Origin of the sequence: Neisseria sp. HMSC067G12, assembly GCF_001812725.1 — a bacterium.
Taxonomy (GTDB): domain Bacteria; phylum Pseudomonadota; class Gammaproteobacteria; order Burkholderiales; family Neisseriaceae; genus Neisseria; species Neisseria perflava.
The window spans coordinates 356,307-380,793 of record NZ_KV810182.1 but is presented as its reverse complement, the minus strand read 5'-3'; the positions used below and the strand labels follow the sequence as shown (position 1 = coordinate 380,793).

Here is a 24,487-nt window from a genome sequence, read left to right as displayed (position 1 = left end):
AGACGGCCTTAAATAATAAAGGCCGTCTGAAACGGAAAAATAAAGGGCGTGTTCATCACGTCCTTTTTATTTTTAGTTTAATAAAAGGCCGTCTGAAAGATAAGTTTCAGACGGCCTTTGCTTAGGATAAATAATCAGAAAACCGATTAATCAGCGTTGTTTACTTTACGCCAAAACCAGGTTGGAGCAGGGCGCAAGGCTGACGCTCGTGACGGCTGCGGCGTGTTCTGCCGGCAATTTTGCCGCAGACAATACCCGGATCGTTTTTCTCTTCTGCTTTTTTTGAGCTTTTATCTGATTTATTCGCGTATTCGTTGCGTTTGTTTCTATCTTCGCGGCGAGAGCGGCTGTCGTTGTGCTGAACCGGTTGTGCTTCAGCTTCATCTTGATTGTCGTTGCCCCACCAATACGGCTCAAAGCCTTCGATGCGTTCCACATTCAAATCGCTGCCGGTCAGCTCTTTAATGGATTCAAACATTTTCTGTTCGGTTTTATCCATCAAGGAAATGGCAACGCCGTCGGCACCGGCCCGGCCGGTGCGTCCGATGCGGTGGACGTAGTCTTCAGGTTGGGTTGGCAGCTCGTAGTTGATGACAAAAGGCAACTCGGCAATATCCAAACCGCGCGCAGCAACATCGGTGGCAACCAAAACGCGTAATGTGCCTTCTTTAAAGGCGTTGAGGGTTTCCAGTCGGCTTTGTTGGGATTTGTCGCCGTGGATGGATTGAGCGGCAATGTTGCGGCGGACGAGGTCGCGGGTAACTTGATCGACGCTTTGTTTGGTTTTGCAGAATACAATGACTTGATTCATATGCAAATCAACAATCAGACGTTCGAGCAGGTTGCGCTTTTTGAGTGCATCAACGGCGATGATGTGTTGCTCGACATTGGCGTTGGTGGTATTTTGCGCAGCCACTTCAACCATTTCGGGCGTGTGCATAAAATCTTGCGCAAGTTTGCGGATAGGCGGTGAGAAAGTGGCGGAAAAGAGCAGGGTTTGTCGCTGTTTGGGCAACATCTGCATGATTTTGCGGATATCGTCGATGAAACCCATATCAAGCATACGGTCGGCTTCATCGAGTACGACGATTTCAACTTTGTTTAAATTAATGTTTTTTTGTTTGACGTGGTCGAGCAGTCGGCCAACCGTAGCGACAACGATTTCACAACCAGCGCGCAAGTCGGCAGTTTGTTTGTCCATATTGACGCCGCCGAAGAGGACGGTATGGCGCAAAGGAAGATTTTTAATGTATGCCTGCACGTTTTGATCGATTTGATCGGCCAGTTCGCGGGTAGGGGTTAATACCAACATGCGGACAGGGTGCATGGCAGGGGAGGTGCTGGATGTGGCGTAGCGTTTCAGGCGTTCGAGGCTGGGCAGCATAAAGGCGGCGGTTTTACCTGTGCCGGTTTGTGCTGCGGCCAAAAGATCGTGTCCTGCCAAGGCTTTAGGAATCGCTGCGGCTTGGATAGGCGTCGGGTTTTCATACCCTTGATCGGTCAGGGCAGAGACTAATTCGCTGCCTAAACCGAGTGAAGAGAAAGGATTCATGATGGTGGCTTTCTGTTCAGACGGCTTTTTGAATGGTGAGGCCGTCTGAAAAATCTGATTCTGAAATGGATAAACCGCAGTATGATTTTGATTCTGCGGTTTGAAAAAAATGGGGAGCGGAATAATCCGTCAAGTAGCCCATTATGCCATAAAAAGATGGACTCCCCAAATGATGGTTGCGGCTAGAATTGACCAAGTTTTGATATTTTTACAGTTCAAAAACAGAAAAATTTACTGGCCTGCAAGGTTTTGAGTTTATTGAGGATTAAGCATTTGTCTTAACGTCAATAGAATTAATTTATCAAAAACTTACAGGCTGAAATGAAACTAAATTGTACTCACGTACTCAATATTGAGGTGCAGAGCTTGTTTTGTAGCCTGTATCTCCCGTTTAACGGTAAACCATAAAATCAAAATTTAGGAATATACAATTATGAAAACTTTATTGATCGCTCTTGCAACCGGTAGCCTGATGTTGGCAGCTTGTTCTTCTTCCAAACCTGCTGAAGAAGCGGCAGCGCCACGCGTCACTGTTGAAGAAGCAATGACCCAATGCCAACAGGCATCTGGTGAAAATGCTGACCGCGCTGTGTTTGACGCCTGCATGAAAGACAAAGGCTATCAACGTACCGCTGAATCAGCTGCTTCCGAGCCTGCTGCCTCTGAACCTGTAGCAGCGCCTGAGGCTGTTACTCCTGAAGCTGCCGCATCCGAGCCTGCTGCTAAAGCCGCTCCTGCAAAAAAAGCTGCTAAAAAAGCAAAAAAATAAGCTTCATAAAATTCAAGGAAGTCACTCTCATCAATACTCCGGATGAAGACAGACTTAGAGCAACTTGAAAACAAAGGCCGTCTGAATATGTTTCAGACGGCCTTTGTTTTTTTATGTATAAGGGCATTATTAGGAAATATGGTTTTGGTTTTATTAAGAAAATAAAAAAGACGTGTAACGGGTACACGTCTTTTTCGGAGAATAAACCTTATTGCTTATATTCGCTGCCGTCTTCACGGAAAAGTTTTGGCTGTTCGCCTTTTTCCACGACCTCTTTATTGATGACGACTTTTGCTACGTCTTTCAAATCTGGTAGAGTGTACATGGTGTCTAAGAGGCAACGTTCGACGATAGAGCGCAGGCCGCGCGCACCTGTTTTGCGTTCCATTGCTAGTTTGGCGATGCTGCGCAAAGCATCTTCTTCAAACTCAAGGCCGACATCTTCCATTTCAAACAAGGTTTGATATTGTTTGACCAAGGCATTTTTCGGCTCGGTCAAAATGTTGACTAAAGCATCTTCGTCCAATTCTGCCAATGTAGCAATCACGGGCAGACGGCCGATAAGCTCGGGAATTAAACCGAATTTAATCAAATCTTCAGGCTCGACTGTCTCAAACAGAGCTGAAATATCGGCGTTTTCATCTTTACTGTGCACCGCCGCACCAAAGCCGATACCGCCTTTTTCAGTACGTTGACGGATGACTTTTTCCAAGCCGGCAAATGCGCCACCACAAATAAAGAGGATGTTGGTGGTATCAACGTTGATGAATTCTTGGTTCGGATGTTTGCGGCCGCCTTGAGGGGGAACGCTGGCTACCGTGCCTTCAATCAGTTTCAGCAAGGCTTGTTGCACGCCTTCGCCAGATACGTCGCGCGTAATGGACGGATTGTCGCTTTTGCGTGAAATTTTATCGATTTCATCGATATAAACGATGCCGCGCTGGGCTTTTTCAACGTCAAAATCACATTTACCCAAAAGTTTGGTGATGATTTGTTCGACGTCTTCACCGACATAACCGGCTTCGGTTAAAGTTGTGGCATCCGCCATGACAAAAGGTACATCCAGTTTGCGCGCCAAAGATTGCGCCAACAAGGTTTTACCTGAGCCGGTAGGGCCGATGAGCAGGATGTTGGATTTGGACAATTCAACCTTGCCCTCTGCTTTTGGATGGCGCAGGCGTTTGTAGTGGTTGTAAACCGATACGGCCAACGCTTTTTTTGCGTGTTCCTGACCGATAACGTGGTCGTTGAGGTTGGCAACGATTTCGGCCGGGGTAGGCAGTTTTTTCTCGGTGTTTTCTTCTTTTGCTTTGGCAAGCTCGTTTTCAATTTCGCCGGATTCGTTGTCTTGCAGCATCATGCCGCAAGTTTCTACACATTCGTTGCAGATGAAGGCGTGTTCGCCTTCGATCAGATTTTTAACGTCGTTTTCGGACTTCCCGCAAAATGAACAGGTGCGTTTTTCTTCAGACATAATAATTTCTTCGTATGGTTGTATGGAGGCTGTGTTGTAAAGGGGGAACAGATATTTCGGGCGTATTGCCGGATTGAGGGAATGCCTCTGACAAGGGAGCCTAAGTATAATGACTATCTTGTGTTTTTTCAAATCAGAGCAGGCATTGCGCCGTATCGTCTAAGAAACAGATGAGGGCGCTGGATTTGAATATCTCGCAAACAAACGCAAAGTTTTCTCAACTCGCTTTACAATTAGCGAAAAATTTAACAGAATGTTGAATTAAATGTATTTTTTTGAATTGGCAGATATGAAATTCTATAAAACTTTAGGAATGGTATGGACAGGTGTGGCATTGGCTTTTGCTTCCGCGCCTGCCGTTGCCGATGATATGGATGTATTGGGACAATTTTTGGAGCAAAATTTCCCAGTGCAAAATGACCCGATGGAAGCTTTTGCGTTGAGTCATGCCGACCAAGTCGAAGCTCAAGCCGCTTTGGCCGGTCCTCTGCTTTCTTCGCAATCTGCTTTGATTTTCAATAATAAAACCGGTGAAGTGCTGTATCAGAAAAACCCTGATCGTGTCATGCCGATTGCTTCTATTTCCAAATTGATGAGTGCGATGGTGGTTTTGGATGCGCATCTGGATATGAACGAGCCGATCACGATTACCGAGGCTGAAATCGACCGTCTGAAAGGTACGGGCAGCCGCTTGAGCATCGGCACGACGCTGACACGCGGCGAATTGTTGCATTTGAGCCTGATGAGCAGTGAGAACCGTGCCACTCATGCATTGGGCCGTACTTATCCGGGCGGTATGAGCGCGTTTGTTGCGGCAATGAATGCCAAAGCGCAAAGCCTGGGTATGACCAGCAGCCGTTTCTATGAGCCTACCGGTTTGAATTTCCAAAACGTTTCAACTGCGCGTGATTTGAACCGCATGGTTGCGGCAGCCAGCAAATATCCGCTGATCCGTAAAAATTCGACTTCAAATTACGGCTCGGTTTGGACGGCAAACGGTCGTCAAAACTACAAAAACTCCAATGCCTTGGTGCGTGAGGGCAGCTGGAATATTGAATTGCAGAAAACAGGCTATATTCGTGAAGCAGGACGTTCTATGGTGGTTAAGGCCAATGTGCAGAATCAGCCGATTACCATTGTGTTGCTCAACTCTCCGTCTTCCACAACCCGCGTGAACGATGCGCGTAAGATTGAGTCTTGGATGCTGCAGCGCCGTTCTTAAATATTACGCTTAAAGGCCGTCTGAAACCGTTCAGACGGCCTTTTGTGTAAAGTGTATTAAATTTGGGTACAATGTCGTTACATTAACTTAAAAACACAGAGAGAAAACATGTTGAAAAAATGGAATAAAAAATATTGGGCCGGCATGGGCGTGATTTTGGCGTTGACCGGCTGTACTTCTGTAGCGGATATGGTTGGCTACGATACTGCGACTTTAAATGAAGACGCGGCTAAAAGTTATTCACAAGTCATTCAAAAAGCGCGTGGTCAAAAAGCTTTGGATGTTTCCTCTCCAACTGCTCAACGTGTTCAACGTGTGTTTGCACGTCTGCGTCCTCATGCTGAGCGCGCTAACAAAACCGGTGTGCCTTTCAATTGGCAGATGAACGTTATCCGCAGTGATGAAATGAATGCATGGGCAATGCCGGGAGGTAAAATGGCCGTGTACACCGGCATAGTAGAAAAATTGAAGCTGACGGATGCTGAAATTGCCGCCGTTGTCGGCCATGAAATGACCCATGCTCTGTTGGAGCACAGTAAAAAAGCTTTGGGCGGGCAAGTATTGACCGGCTTGGGTGGTTCGATTTTGGCCAGCTCAACCGGTGTAGATGGTGATTTGGTTGGCTTGGGAGCAGATTTGTTGGCAACCAAACCGTTCTCACGCCATCAGGAAAGCGAAGCGGATGCCGGCGGTGTGCGTTTGATGGCTGAAGCAGGCTACAACCCTGAGGCTGCGGTAAGCGTGTGGGAAAAAATGAACAAAGTACATGGCGGCAGCTCATTGTCTATTTTGTCGACCCACCCGACCAATCAGGCGCGTATCAATGCAATCCGCAAAATGTTGCCTGAAGTAATGCCGATTTATCAGAAAAACAAACGTTAATTCGATGTATTGATGATTTTGCCGGTTTGAACAGATGATTCAAACCGGCAAAGTTTTATGGTTTCAGCCTGACAGTTTGGCAAATTTATCCCAATTTGCCTGAACGTAGGCTGCCGCAATTTCCAAGTCTTCGTCGGCAACGTCATAATAATCGCCGTCAAGCTCTTCAAAATCGGGAAAAGCTTTGCGGATTTCGTCGAAATCCCTTTGCTCGTCTGCCATTTTTTCAATGGCTTCGCCGTGTTTTTCGTACAGGGCTTTGGCTTTGTCTAAGATTTTCGGTATCGGCTTGATGCGCCAGCAGCGCAGGCTGTCGGTAACAGGATTGCCAAAGATGTATTCTCCGTATCCTGAAGCGATAAGCTGTACGAAGCCGCCTTCTTGAACTTGGCTGTCGAGGTAGCAAAGGGCGGTCAATGTATGCTGTTCGTCGTTGAGGCCGGACATTTCCTCGTCGCCTGCCTGTTCGGTGTGATCCAAATAGGCTGCGCTGAGTGTATAAAGAAATGAAGCGGAATCGGAAGTATCGAAATCTTGAAGGCGGAGCAGGGTAGTCATCATCATCAAAGGCCGTCTGAAAAAAGTGATTATATAATGTTTTCAGTCTGAACCTATCGGCCGTTTTGCTTTACAATATTGGAAGATAAGAAAACATAGTGAGGAACCAAACCATGAGTACACAGTCTGAAAAAAACGTTGTAGTCATCAAGCCGCAGGATTTGCCGCTGCATTGCTCCGGCCCTAATCATGAAACATGGAACGGCCATCCGCGCGTGTTCTTGCCGATTCAGTCCAACAGTGAGATTGAATGCCCGTATTGCGGCACTTATTATCGTCTTGATGGCGAGATTCCGCATCACCATTACTGATCTATGCCTATGTTGAACAAAGTCATCTGCGCTTTGTGCCTGAGTTTGTGCGCTGCGTGCGGCTCGTATAAGGCCGTGCGCCCTGACGCGCCGTTACCAGTCATTGCACAGGCGCAGACGTATTCTGTCCGTTATCAATCCGCACAAGGTCGGACGATTACTGCAATTTATATCAACAGCCACAGCCCGATGATGGTTGAGCTGCGTGAAGGCAATACGGTTGAGAAACTGGTGCAAGTCCGCTTGCGCAGTCAGGGTGTCGAGTACGCCAATCCAAGCTCGCGTTGGCAGATTGGCGATGGGTTTGCCGTACTGATTCGCGGTGGGAAAGAAGTTGTATTTAAAGAGATTGTGGAATAGAGCGGTTTAGCCTTTAGCCAAATATTTGATTAAAGGTTTGGGCAAGCCATAATCCGCCAAATGTTCCGATGATACCCAAAGGCCGTCTGAAAGATGTTCAGACGGCCTTTGTTGCGTCTGAAAAGGGGTAATCATCAATAAGCGGTGGGTCAGGCGGTGGGTAAACGTGGATTGTTCTTCAAGGCCGTCTGAAACAATGCCGAAGCGCTCGGCATAAGCATACAAATCGTCTAATTTTTCAAAACAGGGCACGCAATACAGACCGCCCCAAATGCCTTTGGCAGGGCGTTTTTCAAGCAATAATGCGCCGTCAGTATTATGAATAATCAACCAGTAAAGCGGTAGGGTTTGCACTTCGGGAGCGGTTTTTTTACGGGGCAGCTCGTCAATGCGGTTTTGTTTTTTTGCTTCGCAGATGTCTGCCATAGGACATTGATGGCACAAAGGTTTTGTCCGTTTGCAGACGGTTGCGCCCAAATCCATCAGCCCTTGTGTATAGGCAGGCATATCGGCGTTTTCAGACGGCATCAGGCTTTCGGCAAGCGTCCAAAGCGAGTTTTCAAATTTTTTGTCTTGCGGATTGCCGTCTTGGGCAAAAACACGGCAGAGGACGCGTTTGACGTTGCCGTCCAAGATGGTTTCGCGTCGGTTGAAAGCAAAGGCAGAAATGGCGGCGGCAGTACTTCTGCCTACGCCGCAGAGCGTTTCCAAGTCTTTGCGTTCGGATGGAAAGATACCGCCGAATTGTCCGACGACTTGTTGCGCGGCTTTGTGCAGATTGCGTGCGCGGCTGTAATAGCCCAAGCCTGCCCACAAGGATAAAACCTCGTCTTGCGGCGCGGCGGCAAGCGATTGCACGGTTGGGAATTTGTCTAAGAAACGCGGATAGTAGTCCAATACGGTAGCAACCTGCGTTTGTTGGAGCATGATCTCTGAAAGCCAGACGGAATAAGGGTCTTTGACCTGCCAAGGCAAGTCGTGACGGCCGTGTTGGCGCTGCCAATCGATGAGTCGTCGTGCGAAGGATGTGGGTGTGTTCATTAATATTTACTTTTTAGTTATTTATTTTTAAAACAGCATGTTACAGCATAACATGCAAAATAATAATCAGGATTGACTTATCAGGTGGAGGGGTATATAAATATAGTTAATGTGGATTTACGCTGTATTGTTAAAGTTTATTAACCGCTCAAGGAGATTCACATGAAAGCAATGGTTTATCATGGCGCAAACGACATCCGTTTCGAAGAAAAACCCCGCCCTCAAATTATCGATCCGACCGATGCAGTCGTCAAAATCGTTAAAACCACGATTTGCGGTACTGACTTGGGTATTTGGAAGGGTAAAAACCCTGAAGTTGCCGACGGTCGTATTCTCGGTCATGAGGGCATCGGTATTGTAGAAGAAGTCGGCGACGCTGTAAAAAACATCAAAGTCGGTGATAAAGTCATTATTTCATGTGTCAGCAAATGCTGTACTTGCGACAACTGTAAAATCCAACTTTATTCACACTGCCGCAACGGCGGTTGGATCTTGGGCTATATGATTGACGGCACGCAAGCCGAATACGTCCGTACGCCTTATGCAGACAACAGCTTGGTTCCGCTGCCTGACAACGTCAACGAAGAAGTTGCTCTGCTGTTGAGCGATGCCTTGCCTACCGCCCACGAAATCGGCGTGCAATATGGTGATGTGAAACCTGGCGATACCGTATTCATCGCCGGTGCCGGCCCTGTCGGTATGTCTGCATTGCTGACTGCGCAACTGTATAGCCCTGCCGCCATCATTGTTTGCGATATGGACGAAAATCGCTTGAAACTGGCGAAAGAATTGGGCGCGACCCATACCATCAACCCTGCTTCCGGCGATGTGAGCAAGCAAGTTGCCGCTATCGTCGGCGAAGATGGCGTAGATTGCGCCATCGAAGCGGTCGGTATCCCTGCGACTTGGAATATGTGCCAAGACATCGTGAAACCTGGCGGCCATATTGCTGTGGTTGGTGTACATGGTCAATCCGTTGATTTTAAACTGGAAAAACTGTGGATTAAAAACCTTGCCATTACTACCGGCCTGGTTAACGCCAATACTACCGAAATGCTGATGAAAGCCATTTCCAGCAGCTCAGTGGATTACACCAAGATGATGACCCACCATTTCAAATTCAGCGAATTGGAAAAAGCTTACGATGTATTCAAACACGCTGCTGAAAACCAAGCCATGAAAGTGGTTTTGGAAGCGGATTGATTTGAAAATCACTTAATATGCCGTTAATTAAAGGCCGTCTGAACATTCAGACGGCCTTTTTGTATGGTTTTATTTTTTCTTCTTCAACCAAACGCCGCTTTCGATATGGTGGGTAAATGGGAATTGGTCGAACAGGGCGGCGCGTTCGATGGTATGGGTTTGACAGAGCGTGTCGAGGTTGGTGCGCAGGGTCTCAGGATTGCAGGAAATATAGAGGACGTTGTCGAATTGGGCAACTAATTTGAGCGTCTCATCATCAACACCAGCGCGTGGAGGATCAACGAAAATGGTTGAAAAATCATAGTTTTTCAAGTCGACGCCTTGTTCTTGCAGGCGGCGGAATTCACGGTTTTGCGTGTAGGCCTCGGTAAATTCTTCCGCAGACAGACGAGCGATTTTGAGATTGGTAATTTGGTTGGCTTCAATATTCCATTGGGCGGCGTTGACGGAAGTTTTGGAAACTTCGGTTGCCAGCACCTGATTGAAATGTTGCGAAAGCGGCAGGGTGAAATTGCCGTTACCGCAGTACAGCTCAAGCAGGTCTTTGCCTAAGTTTTGCGCGGCATCACACGCCCAAGTCAGCATTTTTTGGCACACTTGGGCATTGGGTTGGGTAAAGCTGCCCTCGATTTGACGATAGCGGAAGGTCTTGCCGTTGACTTCCAATGCTTCGGTCACAAAATCTTGGCTCAATACGATTTTTTGTCCGCGGCTGCGGCCGATGATATGAATGCCCAAATTGTGCGCCAGCTCTTGCGCGGCTTGTTGCCATGCGTCGTTCAGCTTCTTGTGGTAAATCATGGTCACCAGCATTTCGCCGCTTAAAGTGGATAAAAATTCGACGGCGTACCAGCGGTTTTTCAGTTCGGGATGATTGGACGCGGCTTCAATCAGTTTCGGCATCAAGGCATTGATGGATTTGGACGCGGCAGGAAATTGGTCGCAACGGATCAGGCTTGCCCCACTTGCCTTTTGCCCGCGCTCAAACATGGCATAAAACATTTCGCCGCCTTCATGCCAGATGCGGAACTCGGCACGCATTCTGTAATGCTGTTCCGGAGATTCAAAGACTTCGATTTCAGGAAAATCCAGTCCTTGGAAAAGTTGCTGAAGATATTGCTTTTTGTCGGCTAGTTGTTGCTGGTAGGCAGTCATTGGGGCAGTCTTTCAGAAAATAATGGCGAATTATAATATAGTTGGCGCAAATATACGAAAGGCCGTCTGAAACATCGGTTTCAGACGGCCTTTGATTTCAAAGCATCAGCTTGTCAATCAGCCTTGCATTTGTTTGGCTTGAACGGCAGTCAGGGCGATGGTGAAGACGATGTCTTCAATCAATGCGCCGCGGGACAAGTCGTTAACCGGTTTACGCAAACCTTGCAACAACGGGCCTACGCTCAGGACGTTGGCGCTGCGTTGTACGGCTTTGTAAGTACAGTTGCCGGTATTGAGGTCTGGGAAAACTAAAACGGTTGCTTGACCGGCAACAGCGCTGCCCGGAGCTTTGGATTGGCCGATAGATGGAACGGTAGCCGCATCGTATTGCAACGGGCCTTCGATGGCCAAATCAGGGCGTTTTTCATTAGCCAGTTTGGTTGCTTCTATCACTGCATCGACATCAGGGCCGCTGCCTGAGTTGATGGTAGAGTAGGAAATCATGGCCACTTTGGGATCGATACCGAAGGCTTTGGCGCTGTCGGCAGATTGGATGGCGATGTCGGCCAGTTGTTCCGGAGTTGGGTTCGGGTTAACCGCGCAGTCGCCGAATGCCAAAACTTGGTTAGGCAGCAACATGAAGAATACGCTGGATACAAGGCTTGCACCCGGAGCGGTTTTAATCAGTTGCAGGGCAGGGCGGATGGTGTTGGCAGTAGTGTGGACTGCGCCGGAAACCAAACCGTCTACGTCGTTTTGAGCCATCATCATGGTACCCAGTACGACGGTGTCTTGCAGCTGTTTGCGTGCATCTTCAGGAGTCAGGCCTTTGGATTTGCGCAATTCGCACATTGGTTCAACGTATTGTTCAACCAAAGTAGCTGGATCAATGATTTCCAAAGAATCGGGCAGGGAGATGCCGCGTTCTTTCGCTACGGCTTCAACTTCTTCGCGGGTCGCCAACAGTACGCAACGGGCGATGCCTTTTTCGTGACAGATAGCGGCAGCGGCGACGGTGCGTGGTTCTGCGCCTTCAGGCAGGACGATGCGCATATCGGCTTTGCGTGCGAAATCGATCAGGTTGTAACGGAATTGGGCTGGAGACAGGCGTTTGGCTTCGCGTTTGGCCAAAGCGGATACGTCTTGCAGTTTGTCGCTGGAGCCGAAGAAAGTCAGGCCGGTTTGCTCGGCAACTTGTGCGCCTAAAGCAGCGGCTGCGCCGTCAATGATAAAGCCTTCCAATAAGCCCGGGGAGTTGGTGTAGAGCTGTTTGGTGAGGTTTAATTGTTGGGCAACGGCGGCTGCGTCGGAGTTGTCGGATTTCAGCGCCAATACAACGCCTGCGTCCAAAGACAACGCCAATTCGACGTTTTTGCCTGCCAAGAACAATTTGTCCGCATCAGGAGTGATGCCTTCGATAACGAGGTTATCTGCGTTCAATGCTGCAACTTTACCGACAAGCGCGTCGAACCAGTCGTCGCTTTTGCCTTGAGCCAACAGGGTTTCTGTAGTGGAGTCAACGGCTTGGAAAACTTGCGCATTCAATGCCGCTGCAAATGCTTTTGCCGCTGCATCGGCGCTCAGGCCGGTAGATACCGGTGCGATCAGGATTTTTGCCATTTTGTGTCCTCTCTTTCGGTGATTGTAGAAGAGTGTTGCTGTTGTGCAGCTGGTGCTGCATTTTATCACTTTGGGATAACATATACACGGTCATATTGACATATGTCATCAGGCCGTCTGAAAAGTATAAACGCAATGGACCAAATCCATCAATCCCCCATTGCCGCCAAAAGCTCGGCTTGATGCTCGGCAATCAGGGCATTGGTGATTTCTTCCAAATCGCCGTCCATCACAAAATCCAGTTTGTGCAGGGTAAGGTTGATGCGGTGGTCGGTCACGCGGCCTTGCGGGTAGTTGTAGGTGCGGATGCGTTCGCTGCGGTCGCCGCTGCCGATCAGGGATTTGCGTTCGGCGGCTTCTTTGGCTTGGGCTTCGCGTTTTTGCGCGTCGTTTAAGCGGGCGGCGAGGACTTTCATCGCCTGCGCTTTGTTGGCGTGTTGGCTGCGGCCGTCTTGGCATTCGACTACCATGCCTGTCGGTAAGTGGGTAATGCGGACGGCGGAGTCGGTTTTGTTGATGTGCTGACCGCCCGCGCCGGATGCGCGGAAGGTGTCGATGCGCAGGTCGGCGGGGTTCAGTTCAATGTCTTCCAGTTCGTCCGCTTCGGGCATGACGGCAACGGTACAGGCGGAGGTGTGGATGCGGCCTTGGCTTTCGGTAGCAGGGACGCGTTGCACGCGGTGGCCGCCCGATTCAAATTTCAGACGGCTGTACGCGCCTAAGCCGATAATGCGGGCGATGACTTCTTTATAGCCGCCCAATTCGCTTTCGTTGGCGGAAACGATTTCAACCTGCCAGCGATTGCGCTCGGCGTAGCGGCTGTACATACGCAGCAAATCGCCTGCAAACAGAGCAGCTTCGTCGCCGCCGGTACCGGCACGTACCTCGATAAAGATGTTTTTATCGTCGTCGGCATCTTTTGGCAGTAGTAGTTTTTGCAATTCGGTATCGAGTTTGTCGATTTTGGCTTTGGCCGTTTCAATTTCTTCGGCAGCAAAGTCTTTCATTTCAGGGTCGGACAGCATTTCTTCGGCATCTGCCAAGTCGCTTTGCGCCAGCTGATAGTTTTGGAAGACTTCGACGACGGGCGTCAATTCGGCGTGTTCGCGCGTGAGTTTGCGGTAGTTGTCCATATCGGACGTGGCTTCAGGCTGTCCGAGCAAATGTGTGACTTCTTCTAGTCGGTCGCTGAGTTGTTGTAGTTTTTCTAAGATAGACGGCTTCATAAATTTTCCAAAATACGGATGCCGTCGGGTGGTCTGCAACGGCGAAATAAGGCGTTATTATAATGGGTTTGAATGAAAATTCAAAAAGATATGATGGATTGGAAAGGCCGTCTGAAACCTGTTTTTAAGTTTCAGACGGCCTTTTTTATATGGGCTTATTTAGGCGCAGCCAAGATGCCTGTTTGGTTCAGTAGGAATAAAACGGTAAAGCCGGTCAAATAAATCAAACCAATAATGGCGAGGAAGTTCATCCCCATGGTCAGTTTGTGGCGTTTGTCGCCTTTAACGAGGCGGTAGTTCAGCCAAGCGAATACAGGGGCGGCAACGAAGGCGGTAATCATGGCAAATTTGAGCAGTTCCGCCATTGCGCTGTTGAACCAGAAAATCACGGCCAAGCCTGAGCCTGCGACCCAGACGTTCCAAGCAAACAGTTCGACGTTGCCGGTTTTGTCTTTGCCGCGCAGCAGGCGTACCGGTTCGGCAATCGCGCGCGCGTAGCCGTCCACTACGGTAATGGTGGTGCCGTACATGCAGGCGAAAGCAATAAATGCCACTAATGGACGAGACCAGTCGCCGATGGTCACAGCGTACATATTAATCAGTTGGCCGACATATTTGCCGCCCGCCATTTGCACTTCTTCGCCGTTGCCGTATTGGACATATGCACCCAAGGCGAGGAAGACGACTGCCAAAATCGCGCTGGTAATGTAGCCGACGTTGAAGTCGAAAATACCGTCGCGGTAGCTGGAAGGGTTGATGCGTTGTTTTTCGGTAACCCACAAAGAGTTGATGGCGGAAATTTCAATCGGCGCAGGCATCCAGCCCATCAGCGCGATGAGGAAGCCCAAGCCTGCCAGTGTCCACGGGGTAGGCTCGATAAAGTCGGGTTTCATCTGCATGCCGCGAGACATGGCCACGGCTGCCGCGGCGACGGTGGCGATCGTCAGGCTGACGATGATGATTTTGGAAACGTTGTCCAATGCTTTATAGCGGCCGCTTGCCAAAATCAGCAGGCAGGAAACCATAATCATGACGGACACCATGCCGGCATCGAAAGTCAGCGACGGGATCGCCATTTTGACGATGGCGGCGGTAACGATGGCGACTGCACCGGCATTAATCGTTGCTGATGCAATACATAAAATCAAAAATACCCACAAATAAACGCGGCTTTTTTCGGCATAGCCCTCAATCAGGCTTTTGCCCGTGTCCAGCGTGTAATGTGCGCTGAAGCGGAAAAAAGGGTATTTGAACAGGTTGGTCAGAATGATAATCAGCGCAAGCTGCCAGCCGTAAAGTGCGCCTGCCTGCGTGGAGGCAATCAGGTGCGAGCCGCCGACAGCTGCCGAAGCCATCATAATACCCGGGCCGAGAGCATTGATTTTGCTCTTCCAGGTGGAAGCGTGTGTATGTTGTTCAGCCATAATTAGTTTCCGCCTTTTTCAGACGGCCTTATTATCAAAAAAAGGCATATTTTAACGTAAATAAAAAGTTTGCCCAATAATATGCGTAATACTTTTTATCAATCAAAGGGAAAATACGGTGTTAAAAAGCCGAGATGACGGAGTGAGCGATATTTTGTGCCAAAAACATTTTTTCAGACGGCCTTGTATCGCTTTTTATTCATGAATATGGGGTAGGGAGGGCAGAGTGTGTCGGTTTGGAAACGAAATGGCCGGGCGAGGCTTTTTGATGCCTTGAGGTCGGCATATCAAGGGGAAGTATGGAGCAGGGAATCCACGTTTTGCTCGGTTATTTCAGCCAGTTGTGTCAGCGGTATGCCGCGCAGTTCGGCGGCAATTTCGGCGATACGGCGGATGTTGGCTGGTGTATTGGTTTCATGGCCGAGCATAAAAGGGCTGTCGGTTTCGAGAACGAAATCCGTGTCGTCTAAGGCTTGTAAGGCGGCACGGACTTTTTTTGCATTGGGATTGAGCAGCAGCGAGCCTATGCCGATTTTGAAGCCGAGTTTCACCAAAATCCGCGCTTCTTCTACGCTGCCGGAGAAAGCGTGAACGATACCACCTCGTGTGAAACCGGCAGTTTTGACGGCGGCGGCAATGGCGGCGGCGGCTTTCAGATTATGAATGATGACGCGGCGGTTGAGGTGTTGGGCGAGGATAAGTTGGCGGATAAAGACGTCGGTTTGTGTGTCGCGTTGCGCTTGGGTTTGCTCTTTGCCATAAAAATCCAAGCCGATTTCGCCAACCCATGCTTGCGGATGCCGGATTAATTCTTTCTCTAACTCTTGGAATGCCGCTTCGTTGAGGCCGTCTGAAAACCACGGATGAATGCCCAAAGCGATATGGATGTTTTCAGACAGCCTTTCCAACTGCGCAACGGAGTGCCAATCCTTGGGGGACGTAGCCGGTACGATGAAACGCGCCACGCCGGCGGCTTGCGCTTCGGCAAGCACGGCAGGCAGCGTGTTGGCAAGTTTAGGGTCGGCAAGATGACAGTGGGTGTCGGTGAAAGTCATGTTAAATGGCGGTTTACAGCAGATTTAATTGTCGCAATTCTTGTTGCACCTTATCCGCATTCCAGTCATGGGATACGGCAAGGGTCATCAGCGCAGTGGCGGTTTCGAGATTGCATTTGCCACCGTTGATGATACCTGCCTGACGCAAAGCATCGCCTTGGGCATAGACGGCAGCGGCGCAACCTTGCGGTACTTGGCTGATGTTGAGCAGCAATTTGCCTTGTTGCGTAAAGGCTTGGACAGCTCGGACAAACGCATCGTTGCTCGGCGCATTGCCGTGGCCGTAGCTTTGCAGAATCAGGGCTTGGGCGCAAAGGTGGGGCAGGTCGTCTGAAAGTTCTTGCGCGGCATAACCGGGAATCAGCGTGCGGACGGAAACTTTGGCTTCAGGATTTGGAAGACGCGGATTGAGGTCGTTTGAATGTTGGGTCGGGGCGATACGGATATTGTGCCAACCTTTGTTTTCCTCCCATTCGGCGAGCGCGCCAAAATGCAGGTTGTCAAAACCAGCGGCAGTCTCGGTGCTGACTTTACTGCTGCCGACGGCGGGGAAGAGCTTGCCGTCAAAGGCAATCGCCACTTGTTTGAGCTTGAGCGAGAAAGCGGAAACGGCGGTGGCCAGGTTGCGTGGCGCATCGCTGTTGGCGGCATCGTAAGGCCATTGCGAGCCGGTCAGGATAACGGGTTTGTCCAAACCTTGCAGCGAAAGGGCGAAGAGGTTGGCGGTGTATGCCATGGTATCCGTGCCGTGCAACACCAAAATGCCGTCATAGTCAGGCAGTTTGGCGATAATAAGCTCCAGCCAGTCGCGTTGGTTTTGCAGCGTTACCGCGGAAGAATCGATGAGCGGCTGACAAACGTGCCATTCGAAATCAAGGCCGTCTGAAAAGGGGGCGAGGGCTTTATCGACGAGAGCGGTATCGGGACGCAGGCCGGCGCTGCTTTGGGTCATGCCGATGGTACCACCGGTGTAGAGGACGAAGATTTTTTGTTTCATGGTGTTTCTGATGAATGATTGAGGCCGTCTGAAAGCGGAGAAGTGTTTCAGACGGCCTGGAATGGTTTATTGATTGGTTTGTTTTTTTGCTTTTGCCGCGCGTTTTTCGTGTAATTTTTCACGGAAGAAGGTGTGGCGGCAGTGTTTTCTCCACCAAATCCAGCCGACGATGACTGCGCCGATGCCCAGTACGGTAAAGATACCGGATTGCAGGCTATGCATTTTTTTCATCAGCCAGTCGGTATTGCGTGCGCCGTATTCGCCCAGATAAATCCAAACCGGAACGGAAATCAGCGCGGCCAAGCCGTCCATCAGGATAAAACGTAGGTAGGAAACCTTGCGGCTGATACCAGCGGTCACGAAAACGGCAGTACGCAGGCCGGGCAGGAAACGGGCGACGAATAAAACCCAGTTGCCGTATTTGTCGAATTTTTCCTGTACTTGGGCATAGCGTTTGGGTGTCATCACGCGCGCAATCGGTTTGAATTTAAGGATTTTTTGTCCCCAAATCCGGCCGGCCGCAAACATAAAGCCGTCGCCTACCAATACGCCGAGCATGCCGACGGCAAACATAATATGCGAGTTGGTATAACCCAGGCCGGAAATCACACCGCCGGTTACCAGCGTCAAATCTTCAGGAATCGGCACGCCGAAGCCGCAAATAACCAAAACGAAAAACACGGCCGCATAGCCGTATTCAACGAAAAAAGATTCTAAAATTGCAAACATGGCCGCCGTCCCACGATAAATATTGATTGATGACTGGATTAAGTTGGAATTTTACCAAAGATAAGGCCGTCTGAAAGCAATCACAAGCAGATATTGTTTAAATTTGACGGTAGTTTGCAAAAAATCTAGAAATTCGGGCGTGGAAAGTTGGGATTTGAACAGATTTGGCAGGTACAATAGCCGCTGGTTTATCTTTCAAACCCGAAATGGCAGTCTGTTTTCAGACGGACTGTTCAGGAAAATGAAATCATGAAATACAGAGATCTGCGAGAATTTATCGCCGGATTGGAAGCTGATGGCAAACTCAAGCGCATTCAGCATCCGGTGTCGCCGCATTTGGAAATGACCGAAATCGCCGACCGCGTGCTGCGTGCCGAAGGGCCGGCGTTGTTGTTTGAAAACCCGATTAAGCCTGATGGTACGCGTTATGATTATCCCGTCTTGGCGAATCTGTTCGGCACGCCCGAACGCGTGGCACTGGGCATGGGTGCGGACAGTGTGTCCAAGCTGCGTGAAATCGGGCAGACGTTGGCGTATCTGAAAGAACCCGAACCGCCTAAAGGCATCAAAGACGCATTTTCTAAACTGCCGTTGCTGAAAGACATTTGGAGCATGGCGCCGAACGTGGTGAAAAATGCGCCGTGTCAGGAAATCGTGCGGGAAGGTGAGGACGTTGATTTGTATAAACTTCCGATTCAGCATTGCTGGCCGGAAGACGTTGCGCCACTGGTAACGTGGGGCTTGACCGTTACGCGCGGACCAAACAAAAAACGCCAAAATCTCGGTATTTACCGTCAGCAACTAATCGGCAAAAATAAGCTGATTATGCGTTGGCTGTCGCATCGCGGCGGCGCGTTGGATTATCAGGAATTCCGCAAACTCAATCCCGATACGCCGTATCCCGTCGCCGTCGTGCTTGGCTGCGACCCTGCCACCATTTTGGGCGCGGTAACGCCCGTTCCCGATACCTTGAGCGAATACCAATTTGCCGGACTGTTGCGCGGTTCGCGGACGGAGCTGGTGAAATGTATCGGCAATGATTTGCAAGTGCCCGCACGCGCTGAAATCGTGCTGGAAGGCGTCATCCATCCGAACGAAACCGCGTTGGAAGGCCCATACGGCGACCACACGGGCTATTACAACGAGCAGGACCATTTCCCCGTGTTCACGGTCGAGCGCATCACCATGCGCGAAAACCCGATTTACCACTCCACCTACACAGGTAAACCGCCCGATGAACCCGCCGTTTTGGGCGTGGCATTGAACGAAGTGTTCGTACCGCTTTTGCAAAAGCAGTTCCCTGAAATCACTGATTTTTACCTGCCGCCCGAAGGCTGCTCCTACCGCATGGCGGTGGTGAGTATGAAAAAACAGTACGCCGGACACGCCAAGCGCGTGATGATGGGCTGCTGGTCGTTCCTGCGCCAATTTATGTACACCAAATTCATCATCGTGGTTGATGACGATGTGAACGTGCGCGACTGGAAAGAAGTCATCTGGGCGGTCACCACGCGCATGGACCCTGTACGCGACACTGTTTTGGTAGAAAATACGCCCATCGATTATCTCGACTTCGCCAGCCCTGTCAGCGGACTCGGCGGCAAAATGGGTTTGGATGCGACCAACAAATGGCCGGGTGAAACCGACCGCGAATGGGGGCGTGTGATCAAAAAAGACCCTGCCGTTACGGCCAAAATCGATCAGATTTGGGAGCGTTTGGGTTTGTAGATGTCGGATTTATTGGAATTTCTACTTCAAATATTGATGGAAATAATTGGGTCTATGTTTGAGGGTACGGTAGAAATATTGAAGCTCGATTGGAGAAAAAGAAAACTCTCCAAAAAAGGCTTGATAATGTTGGCCATATGGTTTGCCATCATTGTTGCACTGATTGTGTATATGGTCATTCCCCAATAAACATCTTATTCTGACAATGTATCTGTTAAAAGGCCGTCTGAAACTTTTTGGGTTTCAGACGGCCTTTAATTTGAAAATTTAGCGTGGTTTGAGCCACTTCCATTGTTCTTGTATGGTTTCTTGCAGGGCTTTTTGTTTTTCTGCAGGTGTGTTCATGCCATTGGTTAAGCGGCTGTAATCGAGGGTAATGGAAGGGTTTTGTACGGTACCGCCGATTTTGAGGGGAATCGGTTTGTTTTTAGGTTGCAGTACGTTGCTTATAAGCAGGTTTTCCGATAGCTTTTGGGTATTTAAATCGGTATAGCCGCTGCTGACAACGTGCAGGCTGTCAGAAAACAGTTCGGTGTTGATATGATGGCTGATGCCTTTCTCGATTTCGCTATTGAGGATGAAATGATGGAAAGGGGTTTTGAGGTTGCTGTTGTCGATTTTTTCCGAAGAGATGCCGTTTTTCAGAATGCTGTCCATATCGATGCCGTGCCATGCACCGTTGGTAATATCGAGAAGCAGGCTGCCGTTTAAGGCTTGTATCATTTGGGCACGGTCATTGCCGGTAGTTTTAATGTCGATAACGGCGTCGCCGCTGCCGCTGAAGCTGTGGAAACCGAACAGGTCTTGCAGCAGCGGCTGAATTTGTATGCCTTTTGCGTTTTGCTGAAGGTGGTAGGAAGCAGGTTGGGTTGCCGCAATACTCAGGCCTCCCTCGGTTTTGCCGCCATAAAGCCCGGCTTTGAAACGGTGTAGGGCTATATGTTCTTTATCGGCGGTGAGCAGGGATTCGATGTTTTCTAATTGCAGACCGGCAGTTTGAATGCTGCCGATTTGGAGGTTGGCCTCAATGTCGGGCAACCAGGATTTGGCCAGCAGGGAAGGAAGATTCAGTGATGGCTGGGTTTTCAGATCTTCCAAGTAAGGGGTCAGATTGAGTTTTTGTAAGGCGATACCGGCGTCAAGGTGCGGGCGCGGCTGGGCATCGCGTTGGTATTTAAAGGCCAAGGCGAGGGCTTGTCTGTCAAATGCGCCTTTCAGACGGCCTTCCCATGTATTGAGGCTGAAATTGGCCTGTCCTTCGAGTGTACTGATGAATCGGGGGCGGGGAAGGCGGTTGATGGTGTCTTGCAGGGTGCTGAGGTGCAGTTTGGGCGCATCAATGCCTTTGCCTTTTTGCCAAACCAATGGGCTGGAAAAGGTAAAGTTGGTTTGGAGTCGGTCGTTTTTATGGCTGCCTTTGAGTTCAAAATTGGCGGCGGTCAAAACGGTTGCGTAGAGGTTGGCTTTGTCCAGTTTGAATGAACCGTCCCATTGGTTGTTTTCACTGCCGGCGGTCAATGCGCCGTTGAGTGTGTTGAGGTGCAAATAGCCGTTTTTAAACTGCAAGAGGGGCGAGCGTGCGTTGATATGCAAGTTTTGATAGCCGCTTTCAGCTTGCAGATTGAAGTCGCGGAAAAGGGCGGTTTGGTTTTGCCAATTAAGGCTGCCTGCGATTTGGGCATCCAGCTTGTTTTTGAGTAATACGGTTTGCAGGTTTAATTTGAGGGCGGGAACGCTCCAGCCGGCATCATCTTGTACAAGATGGCCGGCCCCTTGCCAACTGATGGGGTTGCCTATGTTTTGCAGTGTGCCGCTGATATCGAATGGACGGCCGTCTGAATCGGCTCTGCGCAGGGAAAATTGCAGATCGTTTAAGGCAATATCTTGTTCTTTATTGTGGTAACGGATGCTGCCGTTATTGATGATGATGCGGTTGAGCTGAAAACTTTCTTTTGACGATGGGTCTTGTTGCAGGCAGGCGGGCAGATGGTGTTTTGAGTCCAGTGTCAGTGTCGGGTTTAAAAGAATCCATTTCTCAAGTATGGGCGCATCCGACCATAGGCTGCTCCAACCAAAGCCCATTTCGGACTCAGCGATGTTCAGCGTCGGCGTGTCAGGTTCGGAAGAGGAAAGGCTGAGGTCTTTTAAAATCAGCGTAGGGCGCGGTAGCCATTTTCTGCTGATATTGGCGTTGTATTTGACTTGGCAGCCATGGGCAGAAAAGTTTTTCTGTATGAATGCGTCGATGTTTTCTGTATTGAATATGCGGAACATTAAGGCACTCAATACCGCCGCGAGGCATAAAAGCACGGCAATGCTGAAAACCAGGGATTTCAGCCAAAATTTTCCTGAGTGCAACATGGAATGAACAGACAATTCAGATTCTCGCTTTGATGGGAGCTTTAAGGAGTGATTGGAAGTTTAAGCCTTGCTGCTTAAGCGTGTGGAAGTATAACACAGAGCGTGGGCCTGTGTTTCAGACGGCATCGGTATGTTAATAAAAAACACCGCCCGAAGGCGGTGTTGATTTAAGCATAAATTATTTACGCAGACCCAGGCGGGTAATCAGTGTACGGTAAGTATCAGGCTGAGTACGACGCAGGTAAGACAATAGGCGACGACGTTGGCTAACCATTTTCAACAGGCCGCGACGGCTGTGGTGGTCTTTAGGGTTGGCTTTGAAGTGAGGAGTCAGGTCGTTGATGCGGAAAGTCAACAGAGCGACTTGTACTTCAGAAGAGCCGGTATCGCCTTCTTTGCGTTGGAAATCTTTAACAATTTGTGCTTTTTGTTCTACGGTCAATGCCATGATGGATAACTCCGAAAATAAAAGAACCTTTTCAGGTTCGGACAAGTTTGCCAAGCCAAACGACCTAAGCAAACTCCTAAGTGCCTTTTTAGAAAGACGGGCGGATTATGCCACAATTTGTCTTTGTGCGCCATATCTTTTCAGACGGCCAAAAAAAGCGGCGATACCTTTCAGTACCGCCAAAGCTGCTTTGGTGATAAAAAACTAAACTTTATTTGCTCGCACAGCGGAAGCCCAAGTTATTTAAAACATATTTGGACTGTAGGCTGGTGCGGATGCCGTAGCGTAAGAATGCTGCATAGTTGGACGGATCGCTTGAACCCACGGATGCGCCGCTACAGAACATTTGGGTGTTGGACGAACCGGCTGATAGTTGGCTGCTGTTGAAGTCTTCGGTCCATTCCCAAATCAGGCCGTGCATATCGTATACGCCCCAGTAGTTGGGTTTGTTTTTACCGATGTCGTGCAGGCCGTTGCGGCCGCCGTCTGCATACCAATCCAAGATGGTGCGGTTGTAGCCGGGTTCGGCAGAGCCGTCTTTTTGAGTGGCAGAAGCCAAGCCTGCAAATTCCCACTCGTCAATCGTCGGCAGGCGTTTGCCTTTGGAAACGCAGTAGGCATTGGCGGCAAACCATGAAACATTGGTTACCGGATGTTTGAGTTCGCTGGCTTTAGGCGCATAACTGTTGCTGCCGTTTTTTACCCAATGTTTCAGGTAAGCCTTTTCAGCTTGTTTGGAGCTGATTTTGTCTTTTTGCCATTGTGGATGTGTTTTCAAAAATTCGGCAAATTCGGCATTGGTTACAGGATATTTGTCAAGTTGGAAGGGCTTGACTTTAATAAGGGAAGTCTCTTTTTTGAGATAGAGAGGGCGATAACTGCCTCCTTCGATTTTTACCATTTCGGCTGCAAATGTATTGCCGCAGATTAAGGCACTGCCTAAGAGGAGGAGTCGTATGAGTTTCATGGTACGCCCTTATTATCGTTTGAAAACAGAAAATTCATTTTTAAGATAGCCTAATCATAACAAGGCCGTCTGAAAAATCAATCTGTCTGATTGAATGGGAAGGTTAATTGTGATGGAAGCCACTGCGACTCTAAGAGAAGAGCAGCAGTGGCTTGGCGTATTAAACTGAGGGATTATTTAGCGGCTTCAGAAGCAGCAGGTGCGGCAGACGCAGCAGCTGGGGCAGAAGCGGCAGCACCGGCAGGTTGGTAAGCAGTGTCGCTCAGTTTTTTGGTCATGATTTCAGGGTTTTCATCACCCTCAACTTTCAATTGACCCAAAGCACCTTTGTTGAACGCACGGAAGAGAGAGTGGTCAACCACAGTGTAGCTGCCTGGAACGTCGACTTTGAATTCGATCATGGCGGCGCCACCGGCAGGAATCAGGGTACTTTGTACGTTTTCGTTGATCAGTTTACCACCTTCAACATATACTTTGTCGAAGATTTCGCCGATAACGTGGAAAGAAGATACCAAGTTAGGACCACCGTTACCAACGTACATACGAACAGTTTCACCAGTTTTAGCTTTCAGAGCGTTGTCGCCGGCGATAGAGCCTACGTGACCGTTGAATACAACATATTCAGGTTGTTCAGCAATCGCTTTATCCATATCGAAAGGCTGCAGGCCTTGAGCACCTTTTTTACCTTTAGTATAGAAGTCGCCTTGTACGATGTAGAACTCTTTGTCCACTTTAGGCAGGCCTTCTTTAGGTTCAACCAAGATCAAACCGTACATACCGTTGGCGATGTGCATACCTACAGGAGCAACGGCACAGTGGTAGATGTACAAACCGGCTTGCAGTGCTTTAAAGCTGAAAGTAGAAGTGTGGCCTGGGGCAGTGAAGGAAGCTTCTGCACCACCGCCTTGACCGGTAGCAGCGTGGAAGTCAACGTTGTGAGGAACGGTAGAAGAAGGATTGTTAGAGAATTCTACTTCTACGGTATCGCCTTCGCGTACACGGATCATTTGGCCCGGAACGTCGCCGTTGAATGTCCAGTAGTGGTATTCAACACCGTCTTCCATGGTCATGGTTTTTTCGACGGTTTCCATTTTAACGCGTACTTTAGCCGGATGATCGCGATCGATTGCAGGTGGAACTTCCGGAGCGTGAGTTACGATGGCATCGACTACAGGCAATTCTGAAGAAGGAGTCTCGGCAGCAGCTTGTGAGTCAGAAGCAGCAGCAGGAGCTTCGGCAGAAGCGGTGGCAGCCGGAGTTTCAGCTGGTTTAGCAGCTTGTTCGCCGCATGCGGCCAGTGCAAATACAGAAGCGATAAGTGCAGCTAAGGTTTGGCGTTTCATGTTTAAAGTTTCCTTATTGTAAGAAAAGTTAAGTATCCTGATAGGATGGTTTGAAATTTTGT

The 24,487-nt window shown here is 49.3% G+C and carries 23 protein-coding genes; 8 read left to right on the top strand and 15 right to left on the bottom strand.

Annotated features, from left to right (window positions below; all coding sequences use genetic code 11):
• Window positions 1-160: 160 nt before the first annotated feature.
• Window positions 161-1,555: a DEAD/DEAH box helicase gene (locus HMPREF2871_RS01860; RefSeq protein WP_100066635.1), complete on the bottom strand. Its 1,395-nt coding sequence runs from the start codon at window positions 1,553-1,555 to the stop codon at window positions 161-163.
• A 430-nt stretch (window positions 1,556-1,985) separates the two neighbouring features.
• Here HMPREF2871_RS01860 and HMPREF2871_RS01855 point away from each other — a divergent pair, with 430 nt between their 5' ends.
• Window positions 1,986-2,321 (top strand): hypothetical protein, encoded by a 336-nt coding sequence (locus tag HMPREF2871_RS01855; RefSeq protein WP_004519367.1) that lies wholly within the window; start codon window positions 1,986-1,988, stop codon window positions 2,319-2,321.
• A 208-nt stretch (window positions 2,322-2,529) separates the two neighbouring features.
• Here the strand turns inward: HMPREF2871_RS01855 and clpX are convergent, their stop codons facing one another.
• Window positions 2,530-3,795, bottom strand: coding sequence for an ATP-dependent Clp protease ATP-binding subunit ClpX (gene clpX / locus HMPREF2871_RS01850; RefSeq protein WP_004519368.1), 1,266 nt, complete (start codon window positions 3,793-3,795; stop codon window positions 2,530-2,532).
• 289 nt (window positions 3,796-4,084) lie between these two features.
• Here clpX and HMPREF2871_RS01845 point away from each other — a divergent pair, with 289 nt between their 5' ends.
• Together HMPREF2871_RS01845 and HMPREF2871_RS01840 are read left to right on the top strand one after the other, a co-directional pair.
• The gene (locus HMPREF2871_RS01845; RefSeq protein ID WP_063068055.1) at window positions 4,085-5,017 is read left to right on the top strand and encodes a serine hydrolase; all 933 of its coding nucleotides are present in this window, start codon (window positions 4,085-4,087) and stop codon (window positions 5,015-5,017) included.
• 108 nt (window positions 5,018-5,125) lie between these two features.
• Window positions 5,126-5,899, top strand: coding sequence for a M48 family metallopeptidase (locus tag HMPREF2871_RS01840; protein WP_004519369.1), 774 nt, complete (start codon window positions 5,126-5,128; stop codon window positions 5,897-5,899).
• Between the two features lie 63 nt (window positions 5,900-5,962).
• Here HMPREF2871_RS01840 and HMPREF2871_RS01835 read toward each other — a convergent pair whose 3' ends face one another.
• Complete coding sequence (locus HMPREF2871_RS01835) at window positions 5,963-6,457, bottom strand: DMP19 family protein (RefSeq protein WP_039862028.1); 495 nt, start codon at window positions 6,455-6,457, stop codon at window positions 5,963-5,965.
• A gap of 113 nt (window positions 6,458-6,570) precedes the next feature.
• Between HMPREF2871_RS01835 and HMPREF2871_RS01830 the strand changes: the two genes are divergently transcribed.
• Window positions 6,571-6,768, top strand: a complete 198-nt coding sequence (locus HMPREF2871_RS01830; protein ID WP_003745781.1) for a zinc-finger domain-containing protein — start codon at window positions 6,571-6,573, stop codon at window positions 6,766-6,768.
• Window positions 6,769-6,771: 3 nt separating this feature from the next.
• Entirely contained in the window at window positions 6,772-7,128 is a 357-nt protein-coding gene (locus HMPREF2871_RS01825) for a hypothetical protein (protein WP_004519372.1), read from the top strand.
• Window positions 7,129-7,134: 6 nt separating this feature from the next.
• Here HMPREF2871_RS01825 and mutY read toward each other — a convergent pair whose 3' ends face one another.
• Window positions 7,135-8,169, bottom strand: a complete 1,035-nt coding sequence (gene mutY, locus HMPREF2871_RS01820; protein ID WP_049335426.1) for an A/G-specific adenine glycosylase — start codon at window positions 8,167-8,169, stop codon at window positions 7,135-7,137.
• 162 nt (window positions 8,170-8,331) lie between these two features.
• On the opposite strand from mutY, the gene HMPREF2871_RS01815 reads away from it, so the two are divergent.
• Window positions 8,332-9,372, top strand: a complete 1,041-nt coding sequence (locus tag HMPREF2871_RS01815; protein WP_049335428.1) for a zinc-dependent alcohol dehydrogenase family protein — start codon at window positions 8,332-8,334, stop codon at window positions 9,370-9,372.
• 69 nt (window positions 9,373-9,441) lie between these two features.
• On the opposite strand, the gene trmA is transcribed toward HMPREF2871_RS01815, so the two are convergent.
• The 7 genes from trmA to HMPREF2871_RS01780 all read right to left on the bottom strand — a co-directional run bounded on the left by trmA (window position 9,442) and on the right by HMPREF2871_RS01780 (window position 17,578).
• The gene (gene trmA / locus HMPREF2871_RS01810) at window positions 9,442-10,527 is read right to left on the bottom strand and encodes a tRNA (uridine(54)-C5)-methyltransferase TrmA (protein ID WP_049335430.1); all 1,086 of its coding nucleotides are present in this window, start codon (window positions 10,525-10,527) and stop codon (window positions 9,442-9,444) included.
• 117 nt (window positions 10,528-10,644) lie between these two features.
• The gene (gene pta / locus HMPREF2871_RS01805; protein ID WP_049344381.1) at window positions 10,645-12,147 is read right to left on the bottom strand and encodes a phosphate acetyltransferase; all 1,503 of its coding nucleotides are present in this window, start codon (window positions 12,145-12,147) and stop codon (window positions 10,645-10,647) included.
• A 149-nt stretch (window positions 12,148-12,296) separates the two neighbouring features.
• On the bottom strand, window positions 12,297-13,373 hold the full coding sequence (prfA, locus tag HMPREF2871_RS01800) for a peptide chain release factor 1 (protein WP_049344380.1): 1,077 nt from the start codon (window positions 13,371-13,373) through the stop codon (window positions 12,297-12,299).
• A gap of 155 nt (window positions 13,374-13,528) precedes the next feature.
• On the bottom strand, window positions 13,529-14,797 hold the full coding sequence (locus tag HMPREF2871_RS01795; protein ID WP_049344377.1) for an Nramp family divalent metal transporter: 1,269 nt from the start codon (window positions 14,795-14,797) through the stop codon (window positions 13,529-13,531).
• A gap of 287 nt (window positions 14,798-15,084) precedes the next feature.
• Entirely contained in the window at window positions 15,085-15,852 is a 768-nt protein-coding gene (locus tag HMPREF2871_RS01790; protein ID WP_049344375.1) for a TatD family hydrolase, read from the bottom strand.
• 13 nt (window positions 15,853-15,865) lie between these two features.
• Window positions 15,866-16,849 carry an asparaginase gene (locus HMPREF2871_RS01785; RefSeq protein WP_049344373.1) on the bottom strand — a complete coding sequence of 328 codons (984 nt, stop codon included), beginning with the start codon at window positions 16,847-16,849 and terminating at the stop codon, window positions 15,866-15,868.
• A gap of 66 nt (window positions 16,850-16,915) precedes the next feature.
• Window positions 16,916-17,578, bottom strand: a complete 663-nt coding sequence (locus HMPREF2871_RS01780) for a DedA family protein (protein WP_049344371.1) — start codon at window positions 17,576-17,578, stop codon at window positions 16,916-16,918.
• 249 nt (window positions 17,579-17,827) lie between these two features.
• On the opposite strand from HMPREF2871_RS01780, the gene ubiD reads away from it, so the two are divergent.
• Window positions 17,828-19,306, top strand: a complete 1,479-nt coding sequence (ubiD, locus tag HMPREF2871_RS01775; protein WP_049344369.1) for a 4-hydroxy-3-polyprenylbenzoate decarboxylase — start codon at window positions 17,828-17,830, stop codon at window positions 19,304-19,306.
• A gap of 267 nt (window positions 19,307-19,573) precedes the next feature.
• Here ubiD and HMPREF2871_RS01765 read toward each other — a convergent pair whose 3' ends face one another.
• Window positions 19,574-21,667, bottom strand: coding sequence for an AsmA family protein (locus HMPREF2871_RS01765; RefSeq protein ID WP_070588331.1), 2,094 nt, complete (start codon window positions 21,665-21,667; stop codon window positions 19,574-19,576).
• Window positions 21,668-21,845: 178 nt separating this feature from the next.
• Window positions 21,846-22,115: a 30S ribosomal protein S15 gene (gene rpsO / locus HMPREF2871_RS01760; RefSeq protein WP_003679932.1), complete on the bottom strand. Its 270-nt coding sequence runs from the start codon at window positions 22,113-22,115 to the stop codon at window positions 21,846-21,848.
• On the opposite strand from rpsO, the gene HMPREF2871_RS01755 reads away from it, so the two are divergent.
• Window positions 22,114-22,323, top strand: a complete 210-nt coding sequence (locus HMPREF2871_RS01755; RefSeq protein ID WP_039861972.1) for a hypothetical protein — start codon at window positions 22,114-22,116, stop codon at window positions 22,321-22,323. The genes rpsO and HMPREF2871_RS01755 overlap by 2 nt on opposite strands.
• A 3-nt stretch (window positions 22,324-22,326) precedes the next feature.
• Here the strand turns inward: HMPREF2871_RS01755 and HMPREF2871_RS01750 are convergent, their stop codons facing one another.
• A complete protein-coding gene (locus tag HMPREF2871_RS01750) occupies window positions 22,327-23,082 on the bottom strand; it encodes a formylglycine-generating enzyme family protein (RefSeq protein WP_003745813.1) in 756 nt (251 codons plus the stop codon).
• Window positions 23,083-23,255: 173 nt separating this feature from the next.
• Window positions 23,256-24,425: a copper-containing nitrite reductase gene (gene nirK, locus HMPREF2871_RS01745; protein ID WP_070629744.1), complete on the bottom strand. Its 1,170-nt coding sequence runs from the start codon at window positions 24,423-24,425 to the stop codon at window positions 23,256-23,258.
• Window positions 24,426-24,487: the final 62 nt, after the last annotated feature.